The organism is Actinophytocola sediminis, from assembly GCF_054779715.1.
Map to the genome: position 1 here is coordinate 1 of NZ_BAAGXS010000008.1, position 25,088 is coordinate 25,088.

At 70.0% G+C, this 25,088-nt stretch carries 29 protein-coding genes and 2 pseudogenes; 19 read left to right on the forward strand and 12 right to left on the reverse strand.

Features of this window, described 5'->3' with window-relative positions; translation table 11 throughout:
- The 7 genes and pseudogenes from ACYVIP_RS04485 to ACYVIP_RS04515 form a co-directional block, all read right to left on the reverse strand.
- Window positions 1–831 (reverse strand): annotated as a pseudogene (locus tag ACYVIP_RS04485) (hypothetical protein); the annotation flags it as partial.
- Window positions 828–2,390, reverse strand: a complete 1,563-nt coding sequence (locus ACYVIP_RS04490; protein WP_460392275.1) for a UvrD-helicase domain-containing protein — start codon at window positions 2,388–2,390, stop codon at window positions 828–830. The pseudogene ACYVIP_RS04485 and the gene ACYVIP_RS04490, both read right to left, overlap by 4 nt.
- Window positions 2,387–2,647, reverse strand: coding sequence for a hypothetical protein (locus tag ACYVIP_RS04495; RefSeq protein ID WP_460392277.1), 261 nt, complete (start codon window positions 2,645–2,647; stop codon window positions 2,387–2,389). The genes ACYVIP_RS04490 and ACYVIP_RS04495 overlap by 4 nt, the downstream gene beginning before the upstream one ends.
- Before the next feature lies 1 nt (window position 2,648).
- Window positions 2,649–2,828, reverse strand: a complete 180-nt coding sequence (locus tag ACYVIP_RS04500; RefSeq protein ID WP_460392279.1) for a hypothetical protein — start codon at window positions 2,826–2,828, stop codon at window positions 2,649–2,651.
- A complete protein-coding gene (locus ACYVIP_RS04505; RefSeq protein ID WP_460392281.1) occupies window positions 2,828–2,986 on the reverse strand; it encodes a hypothetical protein in 159 nt (52 codons plus the stop codon). The genes ACYVIP_RS04500 and ACYVIP_RS04505 overlap by 1 nt, the downstream gene beginning before the upstream one ends.
- A 110-nt stretch (window positions 2,987–3,096) precedes the next feature.
- Window positions 3,097–3,261, reverse strand: a complete 165-nt coding sequence (locus tag ACYVIP_RS04510; protein ID WP_460392283.1) for a hypothetical protein — start codon at window positions 3,259–3,261, stop codon at window positions 3,097–3,099.
- A complete protein-coding gene (locus tag ACYVIP_RS04515; protein ID WP_460392285.1) occupies window positions 3,258–3,509 on the reverse strand; it encodes a helix-turn-helix domain-containing protein in 252 nt (83 codons plus the stop codon). The genes ACYVIP_RS04510 and ACYVIP_RS04515 overlap by 4 nt, the downstream gene beginning before the upstream one ends.
- Before the next feature lie 210 nt (window positions 3,510–3,719).
- Between ACYVIP_RS04515 and ACYVIP_RS04520 the strand changes: the two genes are divergently transcribed.
- Complete coding sequence (locus ACYVIP_RS04520; RefSeq protein WP_460392287.1) at window positions 3,720–4,148, forward strand: hypothetical protein; 429 nt, start codon at window positions 3,720–3,722, stop codon at window positions 4,146–4,148.
- A 701-nt stretch (window positions 4,149–4,849) separates the two neighbouring features.
- On the opposite strand, the gene ACYVIP_RS04525 is transcribed toward ACYVIP_RS04520, so the two are convergent.
- Both ACYVIP_RS04525 and ACYVIP_RS04530 read right to left on the reverse strand, forming a co-directional pair.
- Window positions 4,850–6,436, reverse strand: coding sequence for a recombinase family protein (locus ACYVIP_RS04525; RefSeq protein ID WP_460392289.1), 1,587 nt, complete (start codon window positions 6,434–6,436; stop codon window positions 4,850–4,852).
- Between the two features lie 17 nt (window positions 6,437–6,453).
- Window positions 6,454–6,990: pseudogene (locus ACYVIP_RS04530) on the reverse strand (glycerophosphodiester phosphodiesterase family protein); the annotation flags it as partial.
- A 157-nt stretch (window positions 6,991–7,147) separates the two neighbouring features.
- Between ACYVIP_RS04530 and ACYVIP_RS04535 the strand changes: the two are divergent.
- From ACYVIP_RS04535 to ACYVIP_RS04575, 9 genes are all read left to right on the forward strand, one after another.
- On the forward strand, window positions 7,148–9,187 hold the full coding sequence (locus ACYVIP_RS04535) for a TRAP transporter permease (RefSeq protein WP_460392531.1): 2,040 nt from the start codon (window positions 7,148–7,150) through the stop codon (window positions 9,185–9,187).
- 1 nt (window position 9,188) lies between these two features.
- A complete protein-coding gene (locus tag ACYVIP_RS04540) occupies window positions 9,189–10,175 on the forward strand; it encodes a TAXI family TRAP transporter solute-binding subunit (protein WP_460392291.1) in 987 nt (328 codons plus the stop codon).
- Between the two features lie 27 nt (window positions 10,176–10,202).
- A complete protein-coding gene (gene purD / locus ACYVIP_RS04545) occupies window positions 10,203–11,447 on the forward strand; it encodes a phosphoribosylamine--glycine ligase (protein ID WP_460392293.1) in 1,245 nt (414 codons plus the stop codon).
- 56 nt (window positions 11,448–11,503) lie between these two features.
- A complete protein-coding gene (locus ACYVIP_RS04550) occupies window positions 11,504–11,902 on the forward strand; it encodes a hypothetical protein (RefSeq protein WP_460392295.1) in 399 nt (132 codons plus the stop codon).
- A gap of 28 nt (window positions 11,903–11,930) precedes the next feature.
- Window positions 11,931–12,515, forward strand: a complete 585-nt coding sequence (locus ACYVIP_RS04555; RefSeq protein WP_460392297.1) for a DUF3558 domain-containing protein — start codon at window positions 11,931–11,933, stop codon at window positions 12,513–12,515.
- Between the two features lie 7 nt (window positions 12,516–12,522).
- Complete coding sequence (locus tag ACYVIP_RS04560; RefSeq protein ID WP_460392299.1) at window positions 12,523–13,755, forward strand: hypothetical protein; 1,233 nt, start codon at window positions 12,523–12,525, stop codon at window positions 13,753–13,755.
- A complete protein-coding gene (locus ACYVIP_RS04565; RefSeq protein WP_460392301.1) occupies window positions 13,745–14,515 on the forward strand; it encodes an ESX secretion-associated protein EspG in 771 nt (256 codons plus the stop codon). The genes ACYVIP_RS04560 and ACYVIP_RS04565 overlap by 11 nt, the downstream gene beginning before the upstream one ends.
- 4 nt (window positions 14,516–14,519) lie before the next feature.
- Complete coding sequence (locus ACYVIP_RS04570) at window positions 14,520–15,686, forward strand: pyridoxal phosphate-dependent aminotransferase (protein ID WP_460392303.1); 1,167 nt, start codon at window positions 14,520–14,522, stop codon at window positions 15,684–15,686.
- 126 nt (window positions 15,687–15,812) lie between these two features.
- Window positions 15,813–15,983 (forward strand): hypothetical protein, encoded by a 171-nt coding sequence (locus ACYVIP_RS04575; protein WP_460392305.1) that lies wholly within the window; start codon window positions 15,813–15,815, stop codon window positions 15,981–15,983.
- Here ACYVIP_RS04575 and ACYVIP_RS04580 read toward each other — a convergent pair.
- Window positions 15,980–17,023 (reverse strand): threonine aldolase family protein, encoded by a 1,044-nt coding sequence (locus ACYVIP_RS04580; protein WP_460392307.1) that lies wholly within the window; start codon window positions 17,021–17,023, stop codon window positions 15,980–15,982. The two genes, ACYVIP_RS04575 and ACYVIP_RS04580, sit on opposite strands and share 4 nt — an antisense overlap.
- 132 nt (window positions 17,024–17,155) lie before the next feature.
- Here ACYVIP_RS04580 and ACYVIP_RS04585 point away from each other — a divergent pair, with 132 nt between their 5' ends.
- From ACYVIP_RS04585 to ACYVIP_RS04625, 9 genes are all read left to right on the forward strand, one after another.
- The gene (locus tag ACYVIP_RS04585) at window positions 17,156–17,686 is read left to right on the forward strand and encodes a SigE family RNA polymerase sigma factor (protein ID WP_460392309.1); all 531 of its coding nucleotides are present in this window, start codon (window positions 17,156–17,158) and stop codon (window positions 17,684–17,686) included.
- 15 nt (window positions 17,687–17,701) lie between these two features.
- Window positions 17,702–18,436, forward strand: a complete 735-nt coding sequence (locus ACYVIP_RS04590; RefSeq protein WP_460392311.1) for a hypothetical protein — start codon at window positions 17,702–17,704, stop codon at window positions 18,434–18,436.
- A 26-nt stretch (window positions 18,437–18,462) separates the two neighbouring features.
- Entirely contained in the window at window positions 18,463–19,050 is a 588-nt protein-coding gene (locus ACYVIP_RS04595) for a TetR/AcrR family transcriptional regulator (protein WP_460392313.1), read from the forward strand.
- 73 nt (window positions 19,051–19,123) lie between these two features.
- The gene (locus tag ACYVIP_RS04600; protein ID WP_460392315.1) at window positions 19,124–19,669 is read left to right on the forward strand and encodes a SigE family RNA polymerase sigma factor; all 546 of its coding nucleotides are present in this window, start codon (window positions 19,124–19,126) and stop codon (window positions 19,667–19,669) included.
- Entirely contained in the window at window positions 19,666–20,412 is a 747-nt protein-coding gene (locus tag ACYVIP_RS04605) for a hypothetical protein (RefSeq protein ID WP_460392317.1), read from the forward strand. The genes ACYVIP_RS04600 and ACYVIP_RS04605 overlap by 4 nt, the downstream gene beginning before the upstream one ends.
- 75 nt (window positions 20,413–20,487) lie before the next feature.
- Complete coding sequence (locus ACYVIP_RS04610; protein ID WP_460392319.1) at window positions 20,488–21,021, forward strand: RNA polymerase sigma factor; 534 nt, start codon at window positions 20,488–20,490, stop codon at window positions 21,019–21,021.
- On the forward strand, window positions 21,018–21,713 hold the full coding sequence (locus ACYVIP_RS04615; RefSeq protein WP_460392321.1) for a hypothetical protein: 696 nt from the start codon (window positions 21,018–21,020) through the stop codon (window positions 21,711–21,713). The genes ACYVIP_RS04610 and ACYVIP_RS04615 overlap by 4 nt, the downstream gene beginning before the upstream one ends.
- A gap of 11 nt (window positions 21,714–21,724) precedes the next feature.
- Complete coding sequence (gene purB / locus ACYVIP_RS04620) at window positions 21,725–23,158, forward strand: adenylosuccinate lyase (RefSeq protein ID WP_460392323.1); 1,434 nt, start codon at window positions 21,725–21,727, stop codon at window positions 23,156–23,158.
- A 20-nt stretch (window positions 23,159–23,178) separates the two neighbouring features.
- The gene (locus ACYVIP_RS04625; RefSeq protein WP_460392325.1) at window positions 23,179–23,991 is read left to right on the forward strand and encodes an MOSC domain-containing protein; all 813 of its coding nucleotides are present in this window, start codon (window positions 23,179–23,181) and stop codon (window positions 23,989–23,991) included.
- Here the strand turns inward: ACYVIP_RS04625 and ACYVIP_RS04630 are convergent.
- Together ACYVIP_RS04630 and ACYVIP_RS04635 are read right to left on the reverse strand one after the other, a co-directional pair.
- Entirely contained in the window at window positions 23,988–24,596 is a 609-nt protein-coding gene (locus tag ACYVIP_RS04630) for a hypothetical protein (protein ID WP_460392327.1), read from the reverse strand. The genes ACYVIP_RS04625 and ACYVIP_RS04630 overlap by 4 nt on opposite strands.
- Entirely contained in the window at window positions 24,593–24,919 is a 327-nt protein-coding gene (locus ACYVIP_RS04635) for a hypothetical protein (protein WP_460392329.1), read from the reverse strand. Before ACYVIP_RS04635 ends, ACYVIP_RS04630 begins: the two co-directional genes overlap by 4 nt.
- Window positions 24,920–25,088 lie beyond the last annotated feature (169 nt).

Below are 25,088 nucleotides of genomic sequence, written 5' to 3' on the forward strand. Positions count from 1 at the left end.
GACCGGTGCCTCGGCGGCGGCCGCTGCAGCCTTGCCGGCCTCGCCGATCCGGTGCAGCAGCTCGGCGTTGTCCGGTTCGGCCTGCGCGGCGCGGGTCCACAACGCGCGGAGCGCGTCGTAGTCGCCCGCGGACTGATCGAGCAACGCCTGCCAGTCGACCGGCTCGGCGACCGGCTCGGCGGCCGGCTCGCCCGGTGCCGGCTCGCCCGGTGCCGGGACTGGTGCGGGCTGGTCTGTGCGCTCGGCCGTCGCGCGGATCGGCTCGCCGGACTCGTCGACGTCAGCGCCGAGCTCCTCCGGCGTGTAGTGCACGCCGTTGAGCGCCTCCTCGCACGCATCGCGCGCGCACTCGGTGACCGCGCGGGCCTTGCACATCGCCTCGGGGTAGCGCTCCCACGGCTTCGGCTTGCCCTTGCTGTCGCGCGCCCACAACTGGCCGTGCTTCCGCTCGACGAGACCAGCGGCAATCGCGCGCTCGATAGTCCACTCGGCCCGGTAGGTGAACTCCGGGTCGTCGTGGCGCACGATCTCGCACCAGCCGGCCCCCTTGGCAGCGTCGTAGCCGGACCGCAGGCGGTGACCGGCCTTGCGCACCAGCGACGAGACCATCCCGGCCGAGGCGGTGGGCTTGCCCTCGATGATGTGCAGGCCGTTGATCGCGGCCAGCGGAGCGAGGCCGAGCATCTCGCCGTACTCGGTCGCGTAGAGCACGTTCGCCGGCTGCTTGCGGTAGGCGCTCGGCAGGAGGCCGGAGTCCGCGAGGGCCTTCGCGTACGTGATTTTGTCCTGCAGGCTGGCGCCGCCGTGCCGGACGATCTCGGTGCCGGTCACGCGGCACCACCGAGCCCAGCAACAGGCACGTAACGGTCGACCCACGCGAGGCCGGTCCGGTCGAGCGCGAGCTTGGCGCGGGTCACCGCGACGTAGGCGAGCATCGCGTCAGCGCGCGGCACCTGGCCAGGGCTTCCGTCGGCGTCAGGCTTCGGCTCGTGGAAGTCGTCGGCGATCTCGACGCGCGGCCACTCGCGGCCCTTGGACTTGTGCGCGGTGCTGACGATGACGTCGGCCTGGTCCTCGCTGACCGTGCGCGACAGACTGTTGATGATCTTCGCCGGGCGGTACTTGTCGACGAGATCCACGAACGGCTTGAGGTCCGAACCGCCCTCCTCGACGTACTCCTGAACCTGTCGCCAGCTTTCGAACGTGAATAGCTCCGGGTGGGACGTGCGGCGGCCGGCCTGCAGCTCCTCGGCGGCCTCAGCGAGCCGCACCAGCTCGCCAGCACCACCGACCAGCGCCGGCCGGCGGCCGGCGTCGAGCGCCGCGATCACGCGAGCGACGGCGCCGGCGTTGGACCGGCACAGGACCGCGTCCGGCTCGGACAACACACCGATCGTGGTCGGCAACGACGGGTTGCCCCGCACCCGCATCGGGGTGTCCAGGATCGACAGCCACTTGTTCGCCTCACGGGCGACCGCCTCACCGAACCGCCACGATTGCGTCAGGAACAACCGGACGTCGGAGGGCCAGGTGGCGAGCGCGTCGACCGCGCCGCGCCAGGCGTAAAGCTGCTGGCACCCGTCGCCGATCGCGACCCGCTGCCCCTGCTGCGACGTCACGACGTCGGCCGTGACCGGGTTCGAGTCCTGGGCCTCGTCGAGCATCACCACGTCGTAGGACAAGCGCGGGCGCGTGAGCTGCCACATCTTCAGGTAGTGGTCGTGCTCGAACCGCACCGCGCGGCCCTCGGGGTCGCGCAGGTCGGCCCATGCCCGGCGTGCGACCGGCAGCACCGCGGCCGCCAGGTCCCTCCGCGCGCGGAGACCGTCCTCCCACGCAGCGAGCAACTCGCCGGCGACCTGGTGCTCACCGGAACCACGCAACAGCGGGATCTGGGCGTGCCACCGCGCGAGCTCGGCCACGCTCGGCGTGCCGGGCAGCTGCGGCAGGTGCTTCTCGGCGAGCTCGTCGTCGGCGGACTGGCAGAACCGCTGCACGGTGGCCAGCGCCAGCCGGGTGACGTGGGCGGGAGTGAGGGCGAGGTGCTGGCCGATCTCGACGTGGTCGCGCACACCGAGCCGACGGGCGGTCTCGGTGTTGGTCTGGCGGGGCAGCTTGAGCCGACGTGCGTAGGTGCGACCGACCGCGCCGAACGCCAGCGCGTGCACGGTGCTGCACCGGGCGTGCGCCGGGAACGACGCGGCGGCCTCGTTGGCGGCCGCCTTGTTGTACGCCACGTAGAGGATGCGGCCAGGCATCTCGGCGGCCGCCAGTCGCAGAGTGCTCGTCTTGCCGGCGCCGGCGGCGGCCTCGACGACGAGGTTGCCGCCGGAGCGGCAGGCGTCGATGACGGCCTGCTGCTCCGGGGTGGGCTGGTAGGTGGTGGTCACCTGGTCTGGTCCCTTCGGGTGGTCGAGGTGTGGTTGCGGCGACGGATGCGGCGTGCGGCGTGGCGGGTGCAGAGCCGGCGGTACGCGGGCCGGTGCGTGGCACCGCGCCGGAACCGCACGAACCAGGACGCGACGTGGTGGCAACCGGGCTGGCGGCAGTCGTCCGGGCCGCCTTGGTCGAGCAGCCGGGGCACGGCGGCGAAACTCGCCTCGACCGTCTCGAGGTCGCGTCGGTGCTGGTCCTGGTCGGTCAGCACGTCAGCCCTCCTCGTCGGTGTCGTTGAGGGCCTGGTGCAGGCCGTCGACGAGCTCCTGCGGGCTCAGCCGGGCGGCCTGCTGGCGGAGCCTCTCGGCCCGCTCGGCGCGGGCCTGGCGGGCTCCCTCGAACGCGGCGCCGATCGGTGCCCGGCGGGCGGGGTTGAGTTCGTGGCGTCCCATCACCGGCCTTCCCCTCTGGCCGCTTGGCGGAGGTTCCTCGTGTCGCGGAGACCGCGCGCGACCTTGGTCGCCTTCTCGTACTTCTCGACTGCCTCGAGCACTGCTGGGGCGATGACCTCGTTGGTTACCGCGCGGTCGGTAGGCTGCTGGTCGGTCATGGGAGGTATCTCTCCTGTGGTCTGCGGGCCTGTCGCGTCTCTTTGCCGGGAGCGATAGGCCCGCGCTTTGTGGGGGGGTTCCACCGGCGTGAGCGCCGGGGGTCAGGGGGTCAGGCCGCGGGTTCCCGCTCGAGCCGGCTCGAGGACCTGCCGAAGGTGTGCTGCAACTGGTCGCGCTGTGCGCTGGACAGGTCCCGCCAGGAGGGCGCAGCAGCCATGTGGCGGGCGACCCACTCGGCGACGGTCTCGGGGCGGTCAGGAGCGGGCGAGCTCATGCGGCCTGGTCCTTGTCCTGCTGGATGAGCGCGTTGACCTTGACCTCGAGGACCGTCGCGAGCGTCGCCATCAGCGCCGGACGCGGGCGGCAAACACCTCGTTCGATCTTGGACAACTGCGAGTCGCTCACCGGGGTACCGGCGGTCTTGCACCGCGCGGCCAGCGCTCGCAGCGACATGCCGCCCCGCTCACGCAGCTTGCGGAGGCTGTCACCGTCGAACGCGGTTGAAAGTCGGCCGTGTGCCATGACGCAGAAGATACGCAGAGAAGTCGCAGAAGGCAACAGAATAACGCAGGTGTTACGCAGAGGGATCGCAGGAACGCAGCAGAGATGCCGGTGTTATGCCACAGATTGTGGACAAATAGTGGACACTCTGTGCACATTTGCGTTGTTCTGCGTTATGCTGTGGCGCGGATGCACTAGTTCGGGGGCTAACGCAAAGCCGAGGTGACCGGCATGAACGACACCGACGACCGCCTACGCAAACTGCTCGCTGGGGCGCTGGAGGACCGAGCCGACGAGCTCGGTAAGAACTGGCGTCAGATAGCGGGCGACGGCGGCATCTCCTACGAGACCGTCCGGGCTGCCAGGAAGGGCGACAGCAAGCGGATCACTGCCCAAACCAGGCGTGCGCTCGAGCGCGGCCTCGAGTGGGACGTCCGCTATATCGACCAACTACTCGTCAAGCTCCGTCGTCAGGCGGCTGATGAACTGGACGCGCCCGCCGAGCCGGTTCTGCGTGACGATGTCGAGCGCGACCTCTGGCGGCTCGCGGAGTCCCGCGATCTCGGGGAGCGCGGAGCGTGGCTGCTCATAAACGCGTATCGCGGTGACCAACTGCAACCGAGTGACTCTGATGAGTTAGGTCAGAAGAAAACCGGGTAGGGCCGATCGGGGGTTTTTCAATAACGAAGGCGTAACACTGCTTTCTCGAACTTATGTTCGTGGCGAGTGTGGAGCGTGTGCCTATCTCCATCTTGATCATTTCCGTAATAATTCTCACATTCGCAGTCGCCTTCGTCGGATACGGCATGTGGTGGATTCGACGCGAGCGCCGAAAGGTCGAGGCGTACCTCGAGGGGATGGCCCGCATCGTCGCTGCTAGACACAACGGGGACGGCGGGCAGGGCGACAGCGGGAAGCCGCGAAGACACTTACGGGCCGTGCCCGTGGTAGCGGCCGTGGTGGCCGTGGGGGAATGGCTCCGCGAACGACCGGCGACGTCCCTCGGCCTCGTTGCTCTGGCAGGGGTGATGGCCGCTATCGCGATCGCCTTGCCGGAGTCGGCGAGGCCGCCGGCAGCGGATCCACCCGTTACGGCGACACCGCCGAGTTTGCCGAGTTCCGCGGTGCCCGTGCCTGCACCCGCCGAACCGTTTACACAGAGCGCCGAGCCGATCCTCGAGGAACCGACCACCCCGCAACCGAGCTCGGCACCAGCCGATGCGCCGAGACCTGACCGGCCGCCCCCAGCGGAGGTCCCGCAGTCGACGCCACCGGCGACGGAACCGCCGGGCGACGACCCGCCGGCGGATGAACCGCCGGTCGACGACCCGCCCGAGCCGGTCGACCCATGCGCCGGGTTGCTAGACCTTGACGTCGTCGTTGGCGAGCTCGCCCACGTGCGAGTCTGCCTGCTCTCCATCCTGACGTTCAGCCAACCAGAGGACCTCGATGTACCGGGGATCGAAGACACCCCGTCCAGTCTTCCCGGTTTGGTGAATGATCACTCGGCAGAGCGCCCTTATTATGGTGCGCTTCTCAAGTAAGCCAAGTCCATCCCAGAGTTCATCTGCTTGGGGGCCGGCCACGTCATATACGAGCGACGGCAGAATGCTCGGTTTTGCTCGCTTTTCTGCTTTGGCAATCATGGGGAGCAGCTCGGCTTCGATGTGTGCCAGACCGATCTCCGATAAAGTGCCTTTGGCTGCTTGGCTGTAAAATTTTTGGAGTCTCGTTTTCAACTCGGCGACCTCTGCTGCGGCGCCGCCAGCCTCCCCGGACGTATCGAGGCTTGCGAGTTGCTCGAGGACGTCGTCTTGTGACAGCCATGCCTTCATCAGGCTTTCGACGAGCTCGTCTACTCGGTCCTCCTGGCGCGCGAAGCAGTAATTCTTTGCGCAGTTGTAGACGAAGGAAGAGGGTTTTTTAGGGATGGGGACGGCGCGGGTTCGCGCCTTGCATTTACCGCATTCGGAAATTCCTACCAGGAGGTGCTTGACCCTGCTGTCCTGGCGGTACTTGTCCCGGTCTGGGTCGTTTGTAAGTGCGATGAGACGATAATGATTCTTCTTGGAAATAATCAGTGGCCAAGTAGCATCGCCGACTACCTCACCCCGAAAAGTTCGGAGCCCAGCGTACGCAGGACGGACGATCATCTGTCCCATGGAGCTACCTGTCCACTCCCCGCCCCCAGGGCTAGGGATATCTCGTTTGTTTAGGTCTTTCGCAATGGAGTAACGAGACTCTCCCGCCAGGATCCGCCGCGCGATCTCCTGCACGATCGCGGCCTGCTCCGGCCAAGTCTCGCGCCGGAGCAGCTTCCCCGTGGCCTCGTCATACACCGACCGGTAACCGTAGTTCTTCAGCCCATGAGGCTGGCCGGCCTGCGCTCGCGCGCGCACCAGGCGGCCGACACGCTTACGCGTGATGCCGGACTCGCGTACGGCGAGGCTGGCCTGCAGGTCGAGCATGAACGCGTCGTCGGGGTCGCACGGGTCGTAGGTCTTCCCGCCTACGTCCATCAGCACGTCGTTCTCAATGCACGCGGCCATCAGTGCTGCCCAGACGGGCCGATCTCGGGTCGCTCGAGAGACCTCCCATGTGACCAGGACACCGACCTTGCCCTGGCTGATCAGCTCCATGACCTTCTGCCAGTCCGGCCGAGTCTTCCTGCGGGCGTACTCGCTTGCTGAGATGCCGTCATCGCGGAATCGGCCACGGCCACCCTTGCCGTCGGCCTCGACGAGAGGCCAATCCTGGCGGTCAACCCGCCGGTCGCACTCGTCGAGTTGCGAGTCGACCGAGAGGGACGGCGCACCGGTCGCACCGCCACCGCGCTTCGCGAGTTGGGAGTTGCGGCCGTAGATCAACGCCGGGCCGTCGGGCTGTCTCCGGCCAGTCTCGTCCTCGAGCGCGTAGATCAGAGCCGTCTTGTCCTTGGTGTTGCCCACTAAGTCAGTGTATAACGGTGCTTGGTGTCCGCGTAGACGCCGACCTGGCGGCCGAGTTCGCGGGAGAGCCGCTTGGACAGGTCGAGCACTTCCTGGAAGGTCGGCACCTGGTAGCGGCCGTCGTAGATGGTGTTGCGCTGGCGCACGTCCGGGATGCGCTCGGTGGCGCGCAGGGTGCGCAGCTCGGCGAGGGTGAAGTCCTCGGTGAACCAGCCGGTCACCGCGACGCCGTCGAGGTCCTTGGTGGTCTTGCGGTCGGCGAACTCCGGGTGCGCGGCGACGTCGGTGGTGCCGCCGATCTCCGGCTCGTGCCTGGCGACCAGCACGCCGTCCCTGGTGATCACCAGGTCGGGCTCGATGTAGTCGGCGCCAAGCCGCGCGGCCAGTTCGTAGGAGGCGAGGGTGTGCTCCGGCCGGTAGCCGGAGGCACCGCGGTGACCGACGATCAGGAAGTCGTCTCCTCGGCTGGCGGACGCGCCGGTGCTCGCCGGCCGGTCCGCGGTCGCCGGCGCGGCGCCGACCAGGGTCAGCGCGGCCGCCGCGGCGACGGTCATGCGCAGGAACTTCGGACTCACGGGGTTCCTCCTCGCTAGATGTGGCCAGCGCATGCTGACCGACGCGGGCAAACGGCATCAAGACCACGCGGGAACGGTGGGGAAACCCAGCTGATCACTTCTGTGTGACCGTCGCCACGGGTAGGTTGCTTGGGTGATCAGCGGTGCGGAGCGCGCCGACACGCCGGTAGAGGTCGGGGAGCACGACGAGGAACGCCCGGCTCGCCGGTTGTCGGGACGGTGGGAGCTGTTCGTCTGGGCCGCGTCGATCGCGGTCGCCCTGCTGGTGCTCAAACAGGTCTTCCTGCCCTTCGCCCAGGGCGGCCAGTACTACCTGGTGATCTTCCTCGGTGTGACGCTGCCGCTGGTGTTCCTGTGCTACCGGCCGCGCGGGCGCAGGAGCGAGTCCGAGACCGACAACCCCGGTCCGCTGGACTGGGCGTTCGCCACGGCCGCGCTGCTGGTCGGGCTGTACCCGCTGATCCCGCTCGCGATCGCCGACTTCGGCGGCGACTACGACGCGTTCCTCAACCGCCGGGGCATGCTGTCCACCGCGGACATCGTGGCCGGCACGCTGCTGCTCCTGTTGGTGCTCGAGGCGACCAGGCGCACCACCGGGTTGGTCCTGCCGGTGGTGTGCCTCGCGTTCCTGGCCTACTCCTACTACGGCGGCTACCTACCGGAGGGCTTAGGCATCGCGCACTCCGGCGTGGACTACGACCAGATCATCAACGGGCTGTACAACGAGGACACCGGCTTCTACGGCACCCCGATCGACGTGGCGGCCACCTACATCGTGCTGTTCACCATCTACGGCGCGGTGCTCGCCTCATCGGGCGCCGGCACGTTCTTCGTCGACCTGAGCTTCGCGCTGTTCCGCCGCTCGCGCACCGCCCCCGGCCGCACCGCCGCGTTGTCCGGCTTCCTGCTCGGCACGGTGTCCGGCTCCGGCACGGCGACCACGGTGAGCCTCGGCGCGATCACCTGGCCGGTGCTGCGCAAGGCCGGCTACCCGAAGGAGAACGCGGGCGGGCTGCTCGCGGCGTCGGGCATCGGCGCCATCCTGTCGCCGCCGACCCTTGGCGCGGCGGCGTTCATCATCGCCGACTACCTCGGGGTCGACTACCTGTCGGTGCTGGTGTGGGCGATCGTGCCGACGCTGCTGTACTACCTCGGGATCGTGTTCGCGGTGGAGATCGACGCCCGGCGATTCGGCGCCAAACCGGTGGACGTGGAGACTCCGCCGGTCGGCAGGGTGCTGCTGCGGGGCGGCTACCACTTCCTGTCGTTGGCGATCATCGTGGTGTTCCTCGCTCTGGACATCCCACCGTTCGCCGCGGTCGTCTACGCCACCGGAGTCGCGGCGGTGTTCGCGCTGGTCGCCCGGCTGGTTGCGGCCAGGGACGACGGACTGGCCGCCGGCCTGCTCGGCTGGGTGCGGGCCATGGCCGACTCCCTCGCCACGGGCATTCGCGGCGCGCTGCCGGTGATCGCGGTGTGCGCCGCGGCCGGCATGATCACCTCGACGATCGCCAAGACCAGCCTCGGCCAGGAGCTCGCCGACGCGCTCGTGGACGCCGCGCAGGCGCTCGCGTCCGACCCGGCCGTGATCCTGACGCTGACCGCGATCTTCGCGGCGGTGGCGGTGAGTGTGCTCGGCCTCGCGGTGCCGGTGACCGCGTCGTTCATCATCGCCTGGGTCGTGCTCGGGCCGGCGCTGATCGACCTCGGCGTCGCGAAGCCCGAGGTCGCGATGTTCATCTTCTACTACGCCGTGCTCTCCGAGGTGACGCCGCCGACCGCGCTCGCGTCGGTGGCCGCGGCCGCGATCACCGGCGGCTCGGTGATGCGCACGATGTGGCAGACCTGGAAGTACACCCTGCCGGCGTTCCTGGTGCCGATCGCGTTCGTGCTCACCGACAACGGGTCCGCGCTGTTGCTGCATCGCCCGGTCGGCACCGTGCTGTGGGTGTTCGCGGCGTCCGCGCTCGGGGTCGCCGCGCTCGCGGTGGTCACCGGGGCGTGGCTGTTCGGCCCGGCCCGCTGGCCAGAGCGCGTGCTGTGCGGGTTCGGCGCCGTGCTGCTGCTGTACCTGCAGCCGCTCTCGGTCGCGCTCGGGGCCGGCTGTGTGGTCGTCGCGGTCGTGGTGCACCTGGCCACCCGCTCGAAGCAAACCGTTACCGGACAAGGAGCTTGACATGCGATCGACGAGGATCGTCGCCGGCGCGTTGACCGTGGCGCTGGTCGCGGCCGGCTGTGGCGGCAAGCAGGAGCGGGAACCGGCGGCTGGCGGCGACGCCGGGTCGTGCGAGGCGTCCGAGGGCCGGATCACCATCGCCACCGGCAACACCGGCGGCGTCTACTACACCCTCGGCGGCGGCCTCGCCCAGGTGATCAGCGACAACACCGACCTCAACGCGGGCGCGGCGGAGACCGGCGCGTCGGTGCAGAACATCCAGCAGCTGGTGGCCGGGGACTACGACATCGCGTTCTCACTGGCCGACACCGCGGCCGACGCGGTGAACGGCAGCGGCTCCTTCGACGGCAAGCCGCAGGACGTCGCCGCGCTCGCCCGGATCTACTCGAACTACACCCAGGTCGTGGTGCGCGCGGACGCCGGCATCGAGACGGTCGCGGACATGCGCGGCAAGAGCATCTCCACCGGCTCGCCGAAGTCGGGCACCGAGGTGATCGCCAACCGGCTGCTGGCGGCCGCCGGCCTTGACCCGGCCGCCGACCTCTCCGCCCAGCGCCTTGCCCTGCGCCAGACGGTCGACCAGATGAAGTCCGGCCAGATCGACGGGCTGTTCTGGTCCGGCGGCCTGCCGACCCCGGAGATCACCGACCTGACCACCTCGCTCGGCGAGGACGTGAAGTTCATCGACATCACCGACCTGTTGCCGGCGATGCAGGAGATCAACCCGGTCTACGACGAGGGCACGCTGACCGCCGACACCTACAAGCTGCCGGCCGACGTGTCCACGATCGTGGTGCCCAACATGCTGCTGGTCCGCAGCGACTTCCCGGACAACGACGCGTGCGCGATCACCAGCCTGATCTTCGACAAGAAGGCCGACCTCGTCCAGGTGCACCGGGCGGCAGAGGAACTGGACGCGGGGAAGGCCACCGAGACCGACCCGGTTCCGCTGCACCCGGGCGCTGAACAGGCCCTGAACACCAAGTAGGTCCCCCGGGCATCTACGCTTTCGTTCGTGCGAGTCCTGGTTATCGGCTCAGGTGCGCGCGAGCACGCCCTCGTACTGGCGCTCGCGCACGACCCGACTGTCGGCGCGCTCGCGTGCGCGCCCGGAAACGCCGGCATCGCCGCGCAGGCCGAGACCTACGGGGTCGACGTCACCTCACCCACCTCGGTCACCGACCTGGCGGTGGAGTGGCGGGCCGACCTGGTGGTGGTCGGGCCGGAGGTGCCGCTGGTCGCCGGGGCCGCCGACGCGGTCCGCGCGGCGGGCATCGCGTGCTTCGGCCCGTCGGCCGCGGCGGCGCGGATCGAGGGCTCGAAGGCGTTCGCCAAGGAGGTCATGGCCGCGGCCGGGGTGGCGACCGCGACCAGCGAGATCGTGGACAACCCGGCCAGGCTCGATGCCGCCCTGCGTCGGTACGGCCCGACCTGGGTGGTCAAGGACGACGGGCTGGCCGGCGGCAAGGGCGTCGCGGTGACCACCGACCTCGCGGCCGCCCGCGCGCACGCGATGACCCTGCTCGACGCCGGCCACCCGGTCCTCCTGGAGTCCTTTTTGGACGGTCCGGAGGCGTCGCTGTTCTGCCTGGTGGACGGCACGACCGTGGTGCCGCTGCGGCCGGCGCAGGACTTCAAACGGGTCGGCGACAACGACGCCGGCCCCAACACCGGCGGCATGGGCGCCTACGCCCCGCTGCCGTGGGCGGCGCCCGGTCTGGTCGACGAGGTGGTCGCCAAGATCGTCGCGCCGGTCGTCCAGGAGCTGGCGGCCCGCGACTGCGCCTTCTCCGGCCTGCTCTACGTCGGCCTCGCGCTGACCGACGCCGGGCCACAGGTGATCGAGTTCAACTGCCGCTTCGGCGACCCGGAGACCCAGGCGGTGCTCGCCCTGCTGCGCACCCCGCTGGCCAGGCTGCTGCACGCGACCGCCACCGGCGCCCTCGCCGCCCAGCCACCGCTGGAGTGGTCCGACGGCGCCGCGGTGACCGTGGTGATCGCCGCCGAGGGCTACCCCGGCTACCCCCGTTCCGGTGACGTGATCACCGGCGCGGACACCGACGGCGTACTGCACGCCGGCACCCGCCGCCGCGACGACGGCGCCATCGTGTCGGCGGGCGGACGGGTGTTGTCGGTGGTCGGCACGGGGGAGACCGTGGCCGACGCCCGCGCGGACGCCTACCGCAAGGTCGGCGCCGTACACCTCGCCGGCTCGCACTACCGCACCGACATCGCCGAACGCGCTTCCGCGACCACGTGAGCTTGGTAGCCTCCAAACTGGGACCGGGTTAATCACAACCAGTTGGGGGCGACGGGATGCTCATCGCCGGCGAGTTCGGAAGCGGTATCACTGATGCCTTCCGCCAGGTGGATCTGGCCACCAGATCCCTTCGCTCAGGCACGTTCACGGTGAACAAGGACAATGTCCTCGCCGCCGCCCGGATCATCGAGAACCAGGCGGACAGGATGTCGAGGACGTTCCGTCGGGCCAGGCGGGAGTTGTTGGTCCGCCCGCCGGGCGGCGATGACGTCAGTACCCGTATCGCGCCGGCGTGGAACGACCGGCTCGTTGACGACGAGGACTCCTACGCCATTCGGATCGAGCAGTACGTTGGCGGTCTGCGGAAGCTGGCGGTCCAACTCGGCGACACCGCGAAGGCCTACGGCTACAGCGAAGAGCAGATCGAGGCCGCATTCAGGGGACAGAGTGCGTAGAACGTTCGTCCTCGCGGTCGTCTGCCTGTTGACGATCGCCGTCGCCGGGGCGTGTACCGACGCCACTGGCGGTCAGGCCGTCGGCAACGGCGGTGGCGACACGGGGACAAGCGACGAGCCCCAACCGTCCTCAGACAGCGGGGAACCGACGGTCGATCTTCCGCAACGTCCCAAGGAGTTGAGCCTGGACGGGCTGGAGCCGTGCTCGGTGCTCACCCAGACACAGGTCGATCAGCTCGCCACGGAGTTCAAGTTCGACAAGCCGCCCGAGCCGTACAAGGGCGAAGGCGATGTGCTCTGCACGGTCGAGCAGTCGGCGGAGCCTTTCCAGGCCGTCGACATCTTGCTGATCACCAACAAGGGCATCGAGCAGTGGCTTGGCGACGACAACAACGTGGACTCCTGGCCGGTGACGATCGCGGATTATCCGGCGGTCAGCTTCAAGCTCGCCGGTACCGACGACGAGGAGTGCTCGACGTCAGTCGGCGTCGCGGACAACCAGCAGCTCATGGTCAATTATCCGCCCCTGGGATCAATCGACTACCGGGAGCTGTGCAAGGTCACCGAACGGATCGCCACCATGGCGACCGAGACGCTGAAGACGTTGAGGTGAGGGAGTAATGGACGGGGACTACGGACTCAGCGACCTGCGCTTCGAGGGGTACTCGAACGAGGACCTCGCCAGTCAGGTGGACGGTTTGCGGGACGGCAGTGGCCCGGAGAGCATGGATGGCGCCGTCCGGGCGCTGGTCAAGATCGCCGATGGTCTGGCCGACACCGACCGCATCCTGCGCGAGCAACTCGCCGAGATCGGTGTGAGCTGGGAGGGGACCGCCGCCGACGACGCCACCCTGGCGACCCAGTCCGCCTCCATCTACGCCGAGGACGCCACCACACCGGTCACCGACTCGGCGAAGAGCATCAACGAGCAGGGCGACAGCTTCACCACCACCCGAAACTCCGCCCCTGAGTCCGGCACCCTGCGCGGGCCGAGCGAGGAGAACTTCGGCGACCGGGTGGCCGGCTTCTTCGGCCACACGACCGATCACGCCAAGGAAGTCCAGGCCACCGGCCAGGCGCGGGACCAGGCCATCGACGGCCTCAACGGCTACCAGTCGAATAGTTCTGAAGCACTCAACCGCTCCAGAAACCTGCCCGTGCCGCCCGGTATGAATCTGGTCGCACAGCCCGTCGAGACCGAGCTTGGGGTCACGGGGGCCTCTGGCCTCAACGGTGGCAGCGGGACCGGTCCGAACGGCGTTCCCGGGTCCAACGGGTTCCCCGGCTCGAACAACTTCTCCGGTCCCGGCGGCAACAACCCTGCTCTGCCGACCAGCGGCCCGGGCAGCAACAACCCGCTGCCGACCAACGGCGTGCCGCCGGACGGCCCGCCCGGCCGCCAGTTCGGCTCCACCCCGCCGATCAACCCGGCACTGCAGCCAGGCCAGAACCCCGGTCTGAACGCCCTCCGCCCACCCCTTGGCCCCATCCCGGTCGGCGACGCCGCGCTGATGGCCGCCGGCGGCGCTGGCGGCGCCAGCGCGGGCGCGGACGGGGACCGCACGGTTCGCGGCGGCGCCAAGAGCGTCGCCCCCGGTCGTGGCGTGCAGATCGGTGCCGCTCCGGCCGACGAGGCCCGCGCGGCCCGCAACGCCGAGAAGTTCGGCGCCAGAACCGGCCGACCAGGGTCGTCGCTCATGCAGCCGGCCGCGGCCGGTGCCGGTGGGCGTACGGCCGACGGCGAGGAGGACAAGGAGCACGTTCGCCGCTACGGGATCGACTCCGCCGACGTGTTCGACGACGACCGCGTGGTCGCACCCGAGTCCATCGGCGACGAGCCGGATGACCACTAGCGGGACCGTCAAGCTCTCCACGCTCGAGTTCGACGTGCTGTGGGAGCGTGCGCGCCTGCCGCGCAAGCACGAGGCGATCGCCGTGCCCAGCCCAGGCAAGACGCACACCGAGCGTGCCGAGCTGGTCGCGAAGGTGCTGGCCGAGCTCGGCGCGCGTGGGCTGGTGGTCGGCGATCGCGTCACCGGTGAGCTGTTCGACAAGCTCGACCTGCTCGCCCGCCCCCAGCTGAGCATCGACAGCTGGGTGTGGTCGAACCGGGAGATCAGGGCGCTCACCGCGGTCACCGGCAACCAGGCGGTGCTCGCGGTGGTCGAGGGCGACGAGGTGTGGCTGATCCCCGCGCGGGACACCGCCGTCGCCGAGTCCGCGGTGTCGGTCTGCGGCGAGGCCCCGGCCGGCCCCGGCATGTCGGTGAGCCTGCCGACCGACGTGCTGACCGCCGCGGACGCCGAGGCCGGCGGTGACAGCCGGGAGCTGTCGGCCGCGCTGATCCGCCGGGGCGTGCCGAACTCCGACGCGAAGAACCTGGCCGTCATGGTCACCGGGATGGACCTGCGCGGCCAGTTCGGCGTGAGCCGGGCCCAGCGCGACGGCCGCCCGACCCGTGGCGGCCGGATCGTCGCCTTCCACGACACCCCCCATGGCAGGTACGCCTACCTGGCCAAACCCAACAACGACGGCCGCAGCTGGAGCACCGTCACCCCCGCGGACAACCGCCGCCTCGCGATGCTCATCCGAGAACTGCTCGACGAGGTATGAGCCGATGACCGAGGCGCGGCTGCTGAAGGTCGCCGAGCGCGCGGCGGTCCCGCCCTTCCACGTGATGGAGGTGCTGTCCTCGGCCAACGACCAGCAGCGCGCCAGGGGCGACGTGATCTCGCTGGCCGCCGGCCAACCCTCCGCACCGGCCCCTCGACAGGTGCTCACCGCGGCCACCGAGGCGTTACGCGGCCCGCTCGGCTACACCGAGCAGCTCGGCATCCCCCAACTCCGCGAGGCCATCGCCGACCACTACGAACGCCGCTACGCGCTGGCCGTCGAGCCGCACGACGTCGTGGTCACCACCGGCTCCTCCGGCGGGTTCCTGCTCGCCTTCCTGGCCGCGTTCGACCACGGCGACCGGGTGGCGCTGGCCCGTCCCGGCTACCCGGCCTACCGCAACATCCTCAGCGCGCTCGGCTGCACGGTCGTCGAGCTGCCGTGCGGGCAGGAGACCCGCTTCCAGCCGACGATCGAGCAGCTCGACGCGGCGGCGGCGCAGGGTGGGCTGGACGGTCTGGTCGTGGCCAGCCCGGCGAACCCGACCGGCACCATGCTCGCGGCAGGCGAGCTGGCCGCCATCGCCGGCTGGTGTGCCGCGCACGGCGTGCGGCTGATCAGCGACGAGATCTACCACGGCATCCGCTACGGCACCGAGGAACCGGTGTCGGCCTGGCAGTTCTCCCGCGAGGCCGTGGTGGTCAACTCGTTCTCCAAGTACTTCGCGATGACCGGTTGGCGGTTGGGCTGGCTGCTGGCGCCGAGCCAGCTGCACCGCGCGATCGACTGCCTCACCGGCAACTTCACCATCTGCGCGCCCGCGCTGTCCCAGTACGCCGGCGCGGCCGCGTTCGACGCCTACCCCGAGCTGGACGCGCATGTCGCGCGGTATCGGGCCAACCGCGACGAGCTGGTGGCCGGCCTGCGCGCGCTCGGCATCACCAAGCTCGCCCCGGCCGACGGCGCGTTCTACGTCTACGCCGACATCGCCCACCTCACCGGCGACTCGATGGCGTTCTGCCAGCGCCTGTTGGCCGACACCGGGCTGGCGATCGTGCCGGGCATCGACTTCGATCCGGTCGAGGGCCACCACTGCGTGCGGCTGTCCTTCGCCGGCCCGTCATCCGACATCGACGAGGCGCTGCGCAGGCTGGGCGGCTGGCTGCCCTGAGGGGACTTCCCTGATGTGCCGGCCGCACCCGCCTGCCAGACTCGGTGGCGCGGAACCGTCGGCGAGCGTCGTTCGTTCACCCGGCATGGCCACCTTGGCCGGTTTCGGGGAGAGGTTGCACCCACCATGCTGTTGAAGATCATCGGCGCGATCATCGTCATCTGGGTGGCGTTCACCGTGCTCGGTTTCGTGTTCAAGGTGCTCGGCACCCTGCTGATCGTCGCCGGCGTGCTTACGGTCGGCGCCATCGGCTATGCCGCCATCAAGGGCAGCTCCCGCAAACAGATCGGCCGCTAGCGCGCCCCCATGCCGGCCACCCGGTCGAGCACGGTGGCGATGTCGGCCTGACTGATGTCCCGGTGCGGGATGAACCGGATCCGGCCGAGCGTCGGCACCGCCAGCACCCCAACCCGCCGCAGCGCTTCCAGCGTCGCGCCGGCATCGGGGGTGGCCGCGAGCACGATGTTCGTCTCCGGTTCCTCGACCTCCCAGCCGAGCGACCGCAGCCCGGCGGCCAGCTTCGCCGCGTGCGTGTGGTCGGTGGCCAGCGTCGGGATCCGGTCCAGCGCGATGAGCCCGGCGGCCGCCAGCACCCCACCCTGCCGCACGCCGCCACCGAGCATCTTGCGCACCCGCCGCGCCTGCTCCACGAACGCCGCCGAGCCGGCGACCACCGACCCGACCGGCGCGCCGAGGCCCTTGCTCAGGCACACCTGCACGGTGTCCACGCCGACGGTCAGCGCGGCGGGCGGCACCTCGAGGGCCACCGAGGCGTGCCACAGCCGCGCGCCGTCCAGGTGTACTCGGAGGCCGACGTCCCGCGCGGCGGCCACCAGCTGCGCGTGCTCGTCCGGCGGGGTGACCACGCCGCCGGCCGCGTTGTGCGTGTTCTCCAGGCACACCAGCGTGGTGCGCAGCGCGTAGTACGGACTCTCCCCACCACCGGCCGCGCGCACCGCCGACACCGGGAGCTGCCCCGGCCGGGTGCCCCAGTCGACGGCCTCCGGCATGCCGCCCGACAGCCACGCGGCCGCGCCGAGCTCGTCGTTGAGCACGTGCGCGCCCCGGGGGGCGATGAACTTCTCCCCTCGGCTCAGGTGCACGGTCAGCGCGATGATGTTGCCCATCGACCCGCTTGGCACCCACAGCGCGGCGCCCACCCCGAGCAGCTCGGCGACCCGCTCCTCCAGCCGGCGCATGGTCGGGTCCCGATCGAGCACGTCGTCGCCGACCTCGGCTCTGGCCATGGCGACCCGCATCGCCTCGTCCGGTTTGGTGACGGTGTCCGAGCGGAGATCGATGAGCCTCGTGTATGTCACGATCCGATCACACCACATGCCGTTGGAGGCATCCCCGTTGGCACCTTGGGCGTCCTAGGGGGTGGCATAGATCTCAGCGAGCGTCCATGCAACCGTTGACCCGACAGCTTCCGTCCCCACCTAAGCAGACGACGAGCGGAGAGAGTCCGCGTGGAACAGCGCGACGAGGAGGACTTCGCGGAGTACTTCGCGGCCCGGCGTGACGCCGTGCGGCGATCCGCGTACCTGCTGTGCGGTGACTGGCACCGTGCGGACGACCTCGCCCAAACCGCGTTCGTCGCGCTGCACCGGAGATGGCGCAAGGTCCGCGATCGAGCAGCGCTGGACGCTTACGTCCGCAAGACCCTGGTGCGCGCGGTGATCGACGAGTCCCGGCGTCCCTGGCGCCGGGAGCGGTTCGTCGACGAGCTGCCCGAGACGGCGCGGCCCGGCGACGACGGTGCCGGCGAGGTCGGCGAGACGGTCGCGAACCGGACCGCACTGCTCGACGGGTTGCGGCGGGTGCCACCCCGACAACGGGCGGTACTCGTGCTGCGGTACTTCGAAGGACTGGACGTGTCCGCGACCGCGGAGGCGCTCAAGTGCTCCGAGGGCACCGTGAAGAGCCAGACCTCGCGGGGCCTCACCGCGCTGCGCGAGGCTCTCGGCGACACACTCGACGACCTGCGGTCGGCGACATGAGGAGGGAGGACGTCGATGGACGAGCACAAACTTTCCGAACTGCTGCGTGACGCGGTCGCCGACGCGCCGCCTCCGACGTTCGACCACAACGGCGTCACCCGCGCGTCGGAGCGACAGCGGGTGCGCGTACGGAACGGCGTTCTCACCGGTTCGGCACTTGGCGTAGCCCTTCTGGCGGGCGCGACTGCGCTGAGCGTGGCATTGTGGACAGGGACTAACTCGTCCGGTCAGCCCAATGCCGCATCAGGCGGCGATGCATCCGGTAACGGATCCGCTGCTCCATACGAGTTAGAGGAAGAGAGAGCGGCCGACGCCCCCGCTTCGGTGGGTGGCGACGACACAGACTCCTCTCCGGAGTCGCGGAAGCAGGGCCGCACTTCGGATGAGGAAGCCGGGCCTGCGGGGCCCGGCAGCACCCCTAGCGGGTGCGACCAGGCGGACCGGGAGCTCGCTGCTGCCCTCGCGGGCGAGCTCCCGGCCGCCGCACTCCCCGAAGACTTCACCTGCCAACCCGACGTGACAAACGTCACATTCAGGCTGGACGACGGTGGTGTGGTCACCGCGATGCTGTTCGCCCCGAACACCATGCTGGGCTCCGGGGACGAGCAGGGCATGACGGTGAAGACCGCCGACGCCACCACCGCCGACGGCCGTCGGCTCGTGCTCTTCAGCTCCGCGCCCGAGCCCGGCCCGGTGCCGCTGGCCGACGAGCTCGACGCGTTGGCCGACCGGGTTGCCGACCAGTACTGAGCGCTGACCTGGCACGATCTGTCCGGATGACGGCCGCCAGCACACCCAAGGGCGAACGCCGCCGCCAGGCCCTGGTGCTGGCCGCGGTGGCGCTGCTGGTCGAGGGTGGCTTCGAGGCGGTCCGCCACCGCGCGGTCGCCGAGCGCGCCGGCCTGCCGCTCGCCTCGACGACCTACTACTTCAACTCCCTCGACGACCTGGTCACCGCCACCGTCGAGCACCACGGCCGAGCCGAGCTGGACCGCGGCGCGGCACTGCTCGCGGCGCTGCCGACCCAGCGCCGGGGCGTCGACGCGGTCATCGACCTGGTGTTGGACCAGCTGCTCGGCCCACCGGCGGGCGACCGGGACGCCGAGCTGGTGCTGCTGCGCTACGAGCGCCTGGTCGCGACCTTCCGCCGCCCCTACCTGCGCCCGCTGATGCACACCCTCGGCGGTGAGCTGCGCGGCCTGCTGCTCGAGGTGTTCACCCGCTCGGGCATGGACGTCGACCGCCGCCGGCTCGAGCAGCTCATCGCCCTGGTCGACGGCACGGTGGTGAACGCGCTGATCGAGATCGACCCCGACCCGCGCGGGGTGGCCCGTCGGGCACTGCACGAGGTACTCGCTCCCTGAGCCAGGCAACCCTTCCGGCCGCGCGCCCGTAAGCAGTGGCAGCGCCCAGCAGGAAGCGCCGGAAGGAGCCTGGATGCGTAAGGCCGACGAGGACCGGTTCCGGGAGTTCACCCGGGAACAGGCGGTCCCGCTCAGACGCACGGCGTACCTGCTGTGCGGTGACTGGCACCTTGCCGATGACCTCACCCAACAGGCACTGATCAAGTTGCACGGCGCCTGGACGCGGTTGAAGTGCGAGGCCCAACCGGTCAGCTATGCCCGCAAGATCCTGTTGCGCTGCTGGCTGGACGAGCGCCGCCGGCCGTGGCGCCGGGCGGAGCGGCGCGACGGTGAGCTGCCGGAGCAGCCGGACGAGTCACTGCGACCGGACATCAGACAGGAGTTGGCGAGCCTGCGCGCGGAGTTGTTCAGCACGCTGTCCGAGATCGGGCCCCGGCAACGTGCCGTGCTGGTGCTGCGCTACTTCGAGTCGCTGTCGATCGCCGAGACGGCGGACGTGCTCGGCTGCTCGGAGGGCACGGTGAAAAGCCAGACCACCCGTGGCCTCGCCGCCGCGCGGGCCGTGCTCGATCGCACGTCGTCGCTCAGTGCCGCCGCCCTGATGAAGGAGTACCTGTGATCGAGCAGCAGCTTGCCGCCCGGATGCTGGCGGCGGTGGACCACGAGCCGCCGCTTGGCTTCGACCCCGACGAGATCGCCGGCCGTGCCCGCCGCCGGCGCCGGCAGCGCGGGTTGGCGCTGACCGCGGTCGCCGCGACCGTCACCGTGTTCGGCATCGTGGCCGCGGTGGTGATCGCGCCGAACGACCACAAGACGGTGGCTGACCCGCCTTCCGAACGCGAGGTCGTGACCTGCGGAGACGTCGACTTCGACGGCAGTGCGCCGCGCCCCTACCCGGACGCGCAGCGCGACATCGACCGGCTGAACAGGGAGATCCCGAAGGCGTTGGCGGATCACTTCCCCGAGTGGGAGTTCAAGCCCGTCCTGGACGGCATGCGACGCCGCGGCTGCTCACCGAGCCTGATGGGCACCTACCGGTCGACCGACGCCGGGTTGACCGTCCTGGTTCGGCTGTCCCACAAGTTCGACGAGCTCTCGCCGGGCGAGGGCTTTCAGGGAGAGACAAGGTCGGTCAAGGACGAGTTCGTCGTCGATGGCTCACTGGTCCGCGTCTACCGGGGCAACATGAGCGTGACGGAGATCGAGCTGCCGGGAAGCGTCGAAGGCGGCACCCGGCACGACAGGAACGGGTTCGTCGCCGAGGTGTTCTTGAACGGGCCGAGGGAGGCCGATGGGGTTTACCGCGAGGTCACGGTGGAGGAGATGGGCGATCTGCTCACCGACCCGATCCTCCGGTTCTGAGTAGAAACTTCTCAACCCTTCCGCCGCAGCGCGCGTATGCAGTGACAGAACCGGAGCAGAGCCGTAGGGGGCGCGATGCGGAAATCCGAGGAGAGACGGTTCCGGGAGTTCGCCCGCGAGCAGTCCGCCGCGCTGCGCCGCACGGGTTATCTGCTCAGCGGCGACTGGCATCTGGCGGCCGATCTCACCCAGCAGACCCTGATCAAGCTCTATCGCGCCTGGACCCGGCTGGAGTGTGTCGCCCAACCGGTCAGCTACGCGCGCAAGGTGCTGCTGCGGTGCTGGCTCGACGAGCGCCGCCGGGTGTGGCGCGGGGCCGAGCTGCGCGACGGCGAGGTCCCCGACACCGCCGACGACTCCCCGGGTCCGGACGAGCGGCAGGAGCGGGCGGTCCTGCGCGCGCAGCTGTTCCGTTCGCTGGACACGCTGCCTCCGCGCCAGCGCGCCGTGCTGGTCCTGCGGTTCTTCGAGTCGCTGTCGGTCACCGAGACCGCGGCGGTGCTCGGCTGCAGCGAGGGCACGGTGAAGAGCCAGGCATCCAGAGGCCTGGTCGCGCTGCGGACCGGCATCGACAGCCGGTCCGCGACCGCGATGAGGGAGTTCCTGTGAACGAGAAGCAACTCGCCGCGGACATGAGCCTGGCAGTGCTCGACGAGCCACCGCTCGACTTCGATCCCGACGTCGTGATCGACGGCGCCGTCCGTCGTCGTCGCCGAAGCCGGCTCGCCGCGGCGTCCGGGGCCGCGGCTGTCCTGGTGGCCGTGAGCGCGGTCGCGGTCGGCCACCTTGACCCGCCGAGCGGCCAGTCGGCGGCCAACCCACGGGGCTCTTCGCCGAGCCCGCCCGACACGAACGTGCCGGACTTGACCGCGATCTACGGGCCGTGTCCATTCTCGCTGTCCGACGTCGTGCCGCCCCTGTTGGCCAGGCATTTTTCGGACGTCGAGTTCAAGCCGGCCCTGTCGGCACACACCGACCCCACGCGCCAGCAAAGGTTCAGCCTGACCCATGACGACCAGCAATCCGTCGATGTGACCTGTGGCACGGGGCCCGGAGTTCTCACCGTGTGGCCGAGCGAGACGAGCCAACCCGTCATCGACGAGGAGCGGCCAGGCGGTGCCCGCCTGCTGGTCTTCGTGTTCGAGCCCGAGGTGCCCGGGACACCGCGGACCATCATGGGCCAGTGGGTTCAGGGCAATGAACTCAGCATCATGGTGACGGCTGTGGGAGGCGACAAACTGGTCGGCACCAACGAGATGGTCACCGCCATGACCGACGAGATCGGCGGGACGGACCGCTAGGCTGGGCAAACGTGACAGCCAAGCCGCGTATCCCCAACGTGCTCGCCGGCCGCTACGCCTCCGCGGAGCTGGCCACCCTGTGGGCGCCAGAACACCGGATCGTCCTGGAACGGCGGCTCTGGCTCGCCGTGCTGCGGGCCCAGCGTGAGCTGGGAGTCGCCGTGCCGGACGGGGTGCTCGAGGACTACGAGCGGGTGGTCGACCAGGTCGACCTGGAGTCGATCGCGGCGCGCGAGCGGGTCACGCTGCACGACGTCAAGGCCCGCATCGAGGAGTTCAACGCGCTGGCCGGGCACGAGCACGTGCACAAGGGCATGACCTCCCGCGACCTGACCGAGAACGTCGAGCAGCTGCAACTGCGCGACTCGCTGGTGCTGGTGCGCGACCGGGCGGTCGCGGTGCTGGCCAGGCTCGCCGCGCTGGCCGCCGAACACGGCGATCTGGTGCTGGCCGGCCGCTCGCACAACGTCGCCGCGCAGGCCACCACGCTGGGCAAGCGGTTCGCCTCGGCGGCCGAGGAGCTGTTGGTCGCCTTCGCCCGGCTGGACGGGCTGATCGAGCGCTACCCGCTGCGCGGCATCCAGGGCCCGGTCGGCACCGGCCAGGACATGCTCGACCTGTTCGCCGGCGATGTGTCCACTTTGGACACGTTGCAGCGCAGGATCGCGAGCTACCTCGGCTTCGCCACGGTGTTCGACAGCGTCGGCCAGGTCTACCCGCGCTCGCTGGACTACGACGTGGTCTCCACGCTGGTGCAGCTGGCCGCCGCACCGTCGAGCCTGGCCAAGACGATCCGGCTGATGGTCGGCCACGAGCTGGCCACCGAGGGCTTCCGCGCCGGCCAGGTCGGCTCGTCGGCCATGCCGCACAAGATGAACACCCGGTCCAGTGAACGGGTCAACGGCTTCGCGGTGATCCTGCGCGGCTACGCGTCGATGATCGGCGAGCTGGCCGGCGACCAGTGGAACGAGGGCGACGTGTCCTGTTCGGTGGTGCGCCGGGTCGCACTGCCGGACGCGTTCTTCGCCATCGACGGCCTGTTCGAGACCTTCCTCACGGTGCTCGACTCGTTCGGCGCCTACCCGGCGGTGATCGCCCGCGAGCTGGACCGGTACCTGCCCTTCCTGGCCACGACCAAGGTGCTGATCGCCGCGGTGCGCGCCGGGGTCGGCCGGGAGACCGCGCACGAGGCGATCAAGGAACACGCGGTCGCGGTCGCCCTCGCCCTGCGTGAACAGGGCGTCGAGCGCAACGACCTGCTCGACCGGCTGGCCGCCGACGAGCGGATCCCGCTCGACCGGGCGGCCCTGGCCGAGCTGCTGGCCGACCGGCTGTCGTTCACCGGGGTGGCCGGCGCGCAGGTGGCCTCGGTGGTCAAACGGGTCGCGGACGTGGTCGCCAGGTTCCCCGAGGCGGCCGGGTATTCACCGGCGGCGATTCTCTGACGGGCGGTTACCCTCGTGCGGTGGCGACCGTATCCGCGCTGAGGTACTACCCGGTCAAGGGTTGTGCCGGCGTCTCCGTGCCCGAGTTCGAGATCACGCCGGCCGGTCCGGCCCACGACCGCACGTTCATGTTCGTGCGCGCCGAGGACGGCCTGTTCCGCAGCCAGCGCCGCACACCCCGGCTCGCGGTGATCCGGCCGGCGCTGGTGCACGACGGCGCCAAGCTGACGCTGGCCGCGCCGGGCGTCCCGGAGCTGACCGTGGACGTGGTGGCCGACGGCGATCGCCGCCTGGTGGACGTGCACGGCATGTGGCAGGGCGACGGGGTCGACCAGGGGCCGGAGGCGGCCGACTGGGCCAGCGAGCTGATCGGCGAGCCGCTGCGGCTGGTGCGGGTGCCACCGGACCACGAACGGATGCTCGACGAGCGCCACGGCTGGATCACGTTCACCGACTCGACCCCGCTGCACCTGACCTCGCTGTCCTCGCTGGACGACCTGAACGCGCGGATCCTGGAGCGCGGCGCCGAGCCGGTGCCGATGGAACGGTTTCGCCCCAACATCGTGGTGTCCGGCCTACCCAGCCCGTTCGCCGAGGACGACGTGCGGACCTACGAGGTCGGCGGGGCGGTGCTGCGCTGGGTCAAGCCGGACATACGGTGCGCGGTCACCATGGTCGACCAGGAGGTGGGCGCCTCGGCCGGCCCGGAGCCGCTGCGCACGCTGGCGTCGTTCCGCCGCGAGCCGGAAGGCGGCGTGAGCTTCGGCGTCAAACTGCGCGTCGAGTCCCCCGGCCGGATCGCGGTCGGCGACGAACTCTCGTGCAGCCCTTAGCGCGCGAGCCCGATCGGCAGTGTCCGTAGGTCGGGATACAGGGCGGTCGCGGCTTGCCCGATGCAGTCGGTGACCTCGGATTTCGCGTCATTTCCGGCCGCGGTGAGCAGGTCCGGCGCGCTGGTCACGTGCCCGCGTATCGGTATTCCTCGGTCTCGCAGGCAGGCGACGGCCTGATCGCGGACGTGTCCGTCCATCCGTGGTTCGTGCGTGTCGACGTAGATCTTCTCCACGTAGGAGAGGTGCCGGAGCCCGCATTCGCCGATGGCGGCGTTGAAGTCCTCGATCGGGACCCCGTCGCGCCGGGGATCGACCAGCAGCAGCAGGCCGTCGACGGGATTGAGGGTCGGTGCCGGCACGCGCAGCTTCCGCTGTCGCAGGCATTCGATCTGACCGGTGACCGCGGCGCGGTACTCCTCGGGCCGCACGACGCCGTCGCTGAGGATGCGTTGCTGTTCGACGAAACCGCGCCGACCCGCTTCGCCGGCCGCGAGCGCGGCCGGCGAAGCAGTCGAGTCAGGCCGTTGCGTCCCGCATCCTGCCGACAGCAGGCTGGCCAGCGCCGAGGTGGCGAGCAGCCAGCGGACGACAACGGCCCGCCTCACGTGGTCGACACGTTGCAGGTGTCGCAGCCGTAGTGATGGCCGCCGGCGATCGGTTGGTCGGTCCAGATCTGGATCTCGTTGTCAGCCCAGAAGGTCGGGCCCCACGCGCCGTTGGTCCACCGGAAGCCGACCCCGAGTTGCCCGGCGCACGTGCCGGACGCCTTGCGGGTCAGCGCCCAGCTGGCACCGCCGTCCATGCCGCTCTCGATGTAGTTGCTGCCGCAGTGGCGGTAGACCTCCCGCCCGCCCACCGCCTGGGCCTGGACCGTCGAGATTCCCATCAGGGTCGCCGCGAGCATGACCGCCGCGCCCGTCCTCCGCACAACGCTCCACCTGGACATGGTGATTTCCCTTCGCTCCGGTGCCGCCGGATCGCGGCATCCGAGGGGAACAGTGACAGGTCAGTTACCCTCTGTGGAACTATTTGCTGTCGGAACTATCTGCTCGGTTGTCCCCGACAGACACCGGGGGTGGTGCCGACGCAGGTTGGGG

What these genes read in the sequence shown, in the direction of transcription:
- ACYVIP_RS04500 (WP_460392279.1), bottom strand. Translation starts at nt 2,828, where the DNA reads ATGGGACGCCACGAACTCAACCCCGCCCGCCGGGCACCGATCGGCGCC.
- ACYVIP_RS04540 (WP_460392291.1), top strand. Translation starts at nt 9,189, where the DNA reads ATGCGATCGACGAGGATCGTCGCCGGCGCGTTGACCGTGGCGCTGGTC.
- ACYVIP_RS04550 (WP_460392295.1), top strand. Translation starts at nt 11,504, where the DNA reads ATGCTCATCGCCGGCGAGTTCGGAAGCGGTATCACTGATGCCTTCCGC.
- ACYVIP_RS04560 (WP_460392299.1), top strand. Translation starts at nt 12,523, where the DNA reads ATGGACGGGGACTACGGACTCAGCGACCTGCGCTTCGAGGGGTACTCG.
- ACYVIP_RS04570 (WP_460392303.1), top strand. Translation starts at nt 14,520, where the DNA reads ATGACCGAGGCGCGGCTGCTGAAGGTCGCCGAGCGCGCGGCGGTCCCG.
- ACYVIP_RS04520 (WP_460392287.1), top strand. Translation starts at nt 3,720, where the DNA reads ATGAACGACACCGACGACCGCCTACGCAAACTGCTCGCTGGGGCGCTG.
- ACYVIP_RS04595 (WP_460392313.1), top strand. Translation starts at nt 18,463, where the DNA reads ATGACGGCCGCCAGCACACCCAAGGGCGAACGCCGCCGCCAGGCCCTG.
- ACYVIP_RS04505 (WP_460392281.1), bottom strand. Translation starts at nt 2,986, where the DNA reads ATGACCGACCAGCAGCCTACCGACCGCGCGGTAACCAACGAGGTCATC.
- ACYVIP_RS04575 (WP_460392305.1), top strand. Translation starts at nt 15,813, where the DNA reads ATGCTGTTGAAGATCATCGGCGCGATCATCGTCATCTGGGTGGCGTTC.
- ACYVIP_RS04565 (WP_460392301.1), top strand. Translation starts at nt 13,745, where the DNA reads ATGACCACTAGCGGGACCGTCAAGCTCTCCACGCTCGAGTTCGACGTG.
- ACYVIP_RS04515 (WP_460392285.1), bottom strand. Translation starts at nt 3,509, where the DNA reads ATGGCACACGGCCGACTTTCAACCGCGTTCGACGGTGACAGCCTCCGC.
- ACYVIP_RS04580 (WP_460392307.1), bottom strand. Translation starts at nt 17,023, where the DNA reads ATGTGGTGTGATCGGATCGTGACATACACGAGGCTCATCGATCTCCGC.
- ACYVIP_RS04610 (WP_460392319.1), top strand. Translation starts at nt 20,488, where the DNA reads ATGCGGAAATCCGAGGAGAGACGGTTCCGGGAGTTCGCCCGCGAGCAG.
- ACYVIP_RS04590 (WP_460392311.1), top strand. Translation starts at nt 17,702, where the DNA reads ATGGACGAGCACAAACTTTCCGAACTGCTGCGTGACGCGGTCGCCGAC.
- ACYVIP_RS04510 (WP_460392283.1), bottom strand. Translation starts at nt 3,261, where the DNA reads ATGAGCTCGCCCGCTCCTGACCGCCCCGAGACCGTCGCCGAGTGGGTC.
- ACYVIP_RS04600 (WP_460392315.1), top strand. Translation starts at nt 19,124, where the DNA reads ATGCGTAAGGCCGACGAGGACCGGTTCCGGGAGTTCACCCGGGAACAG.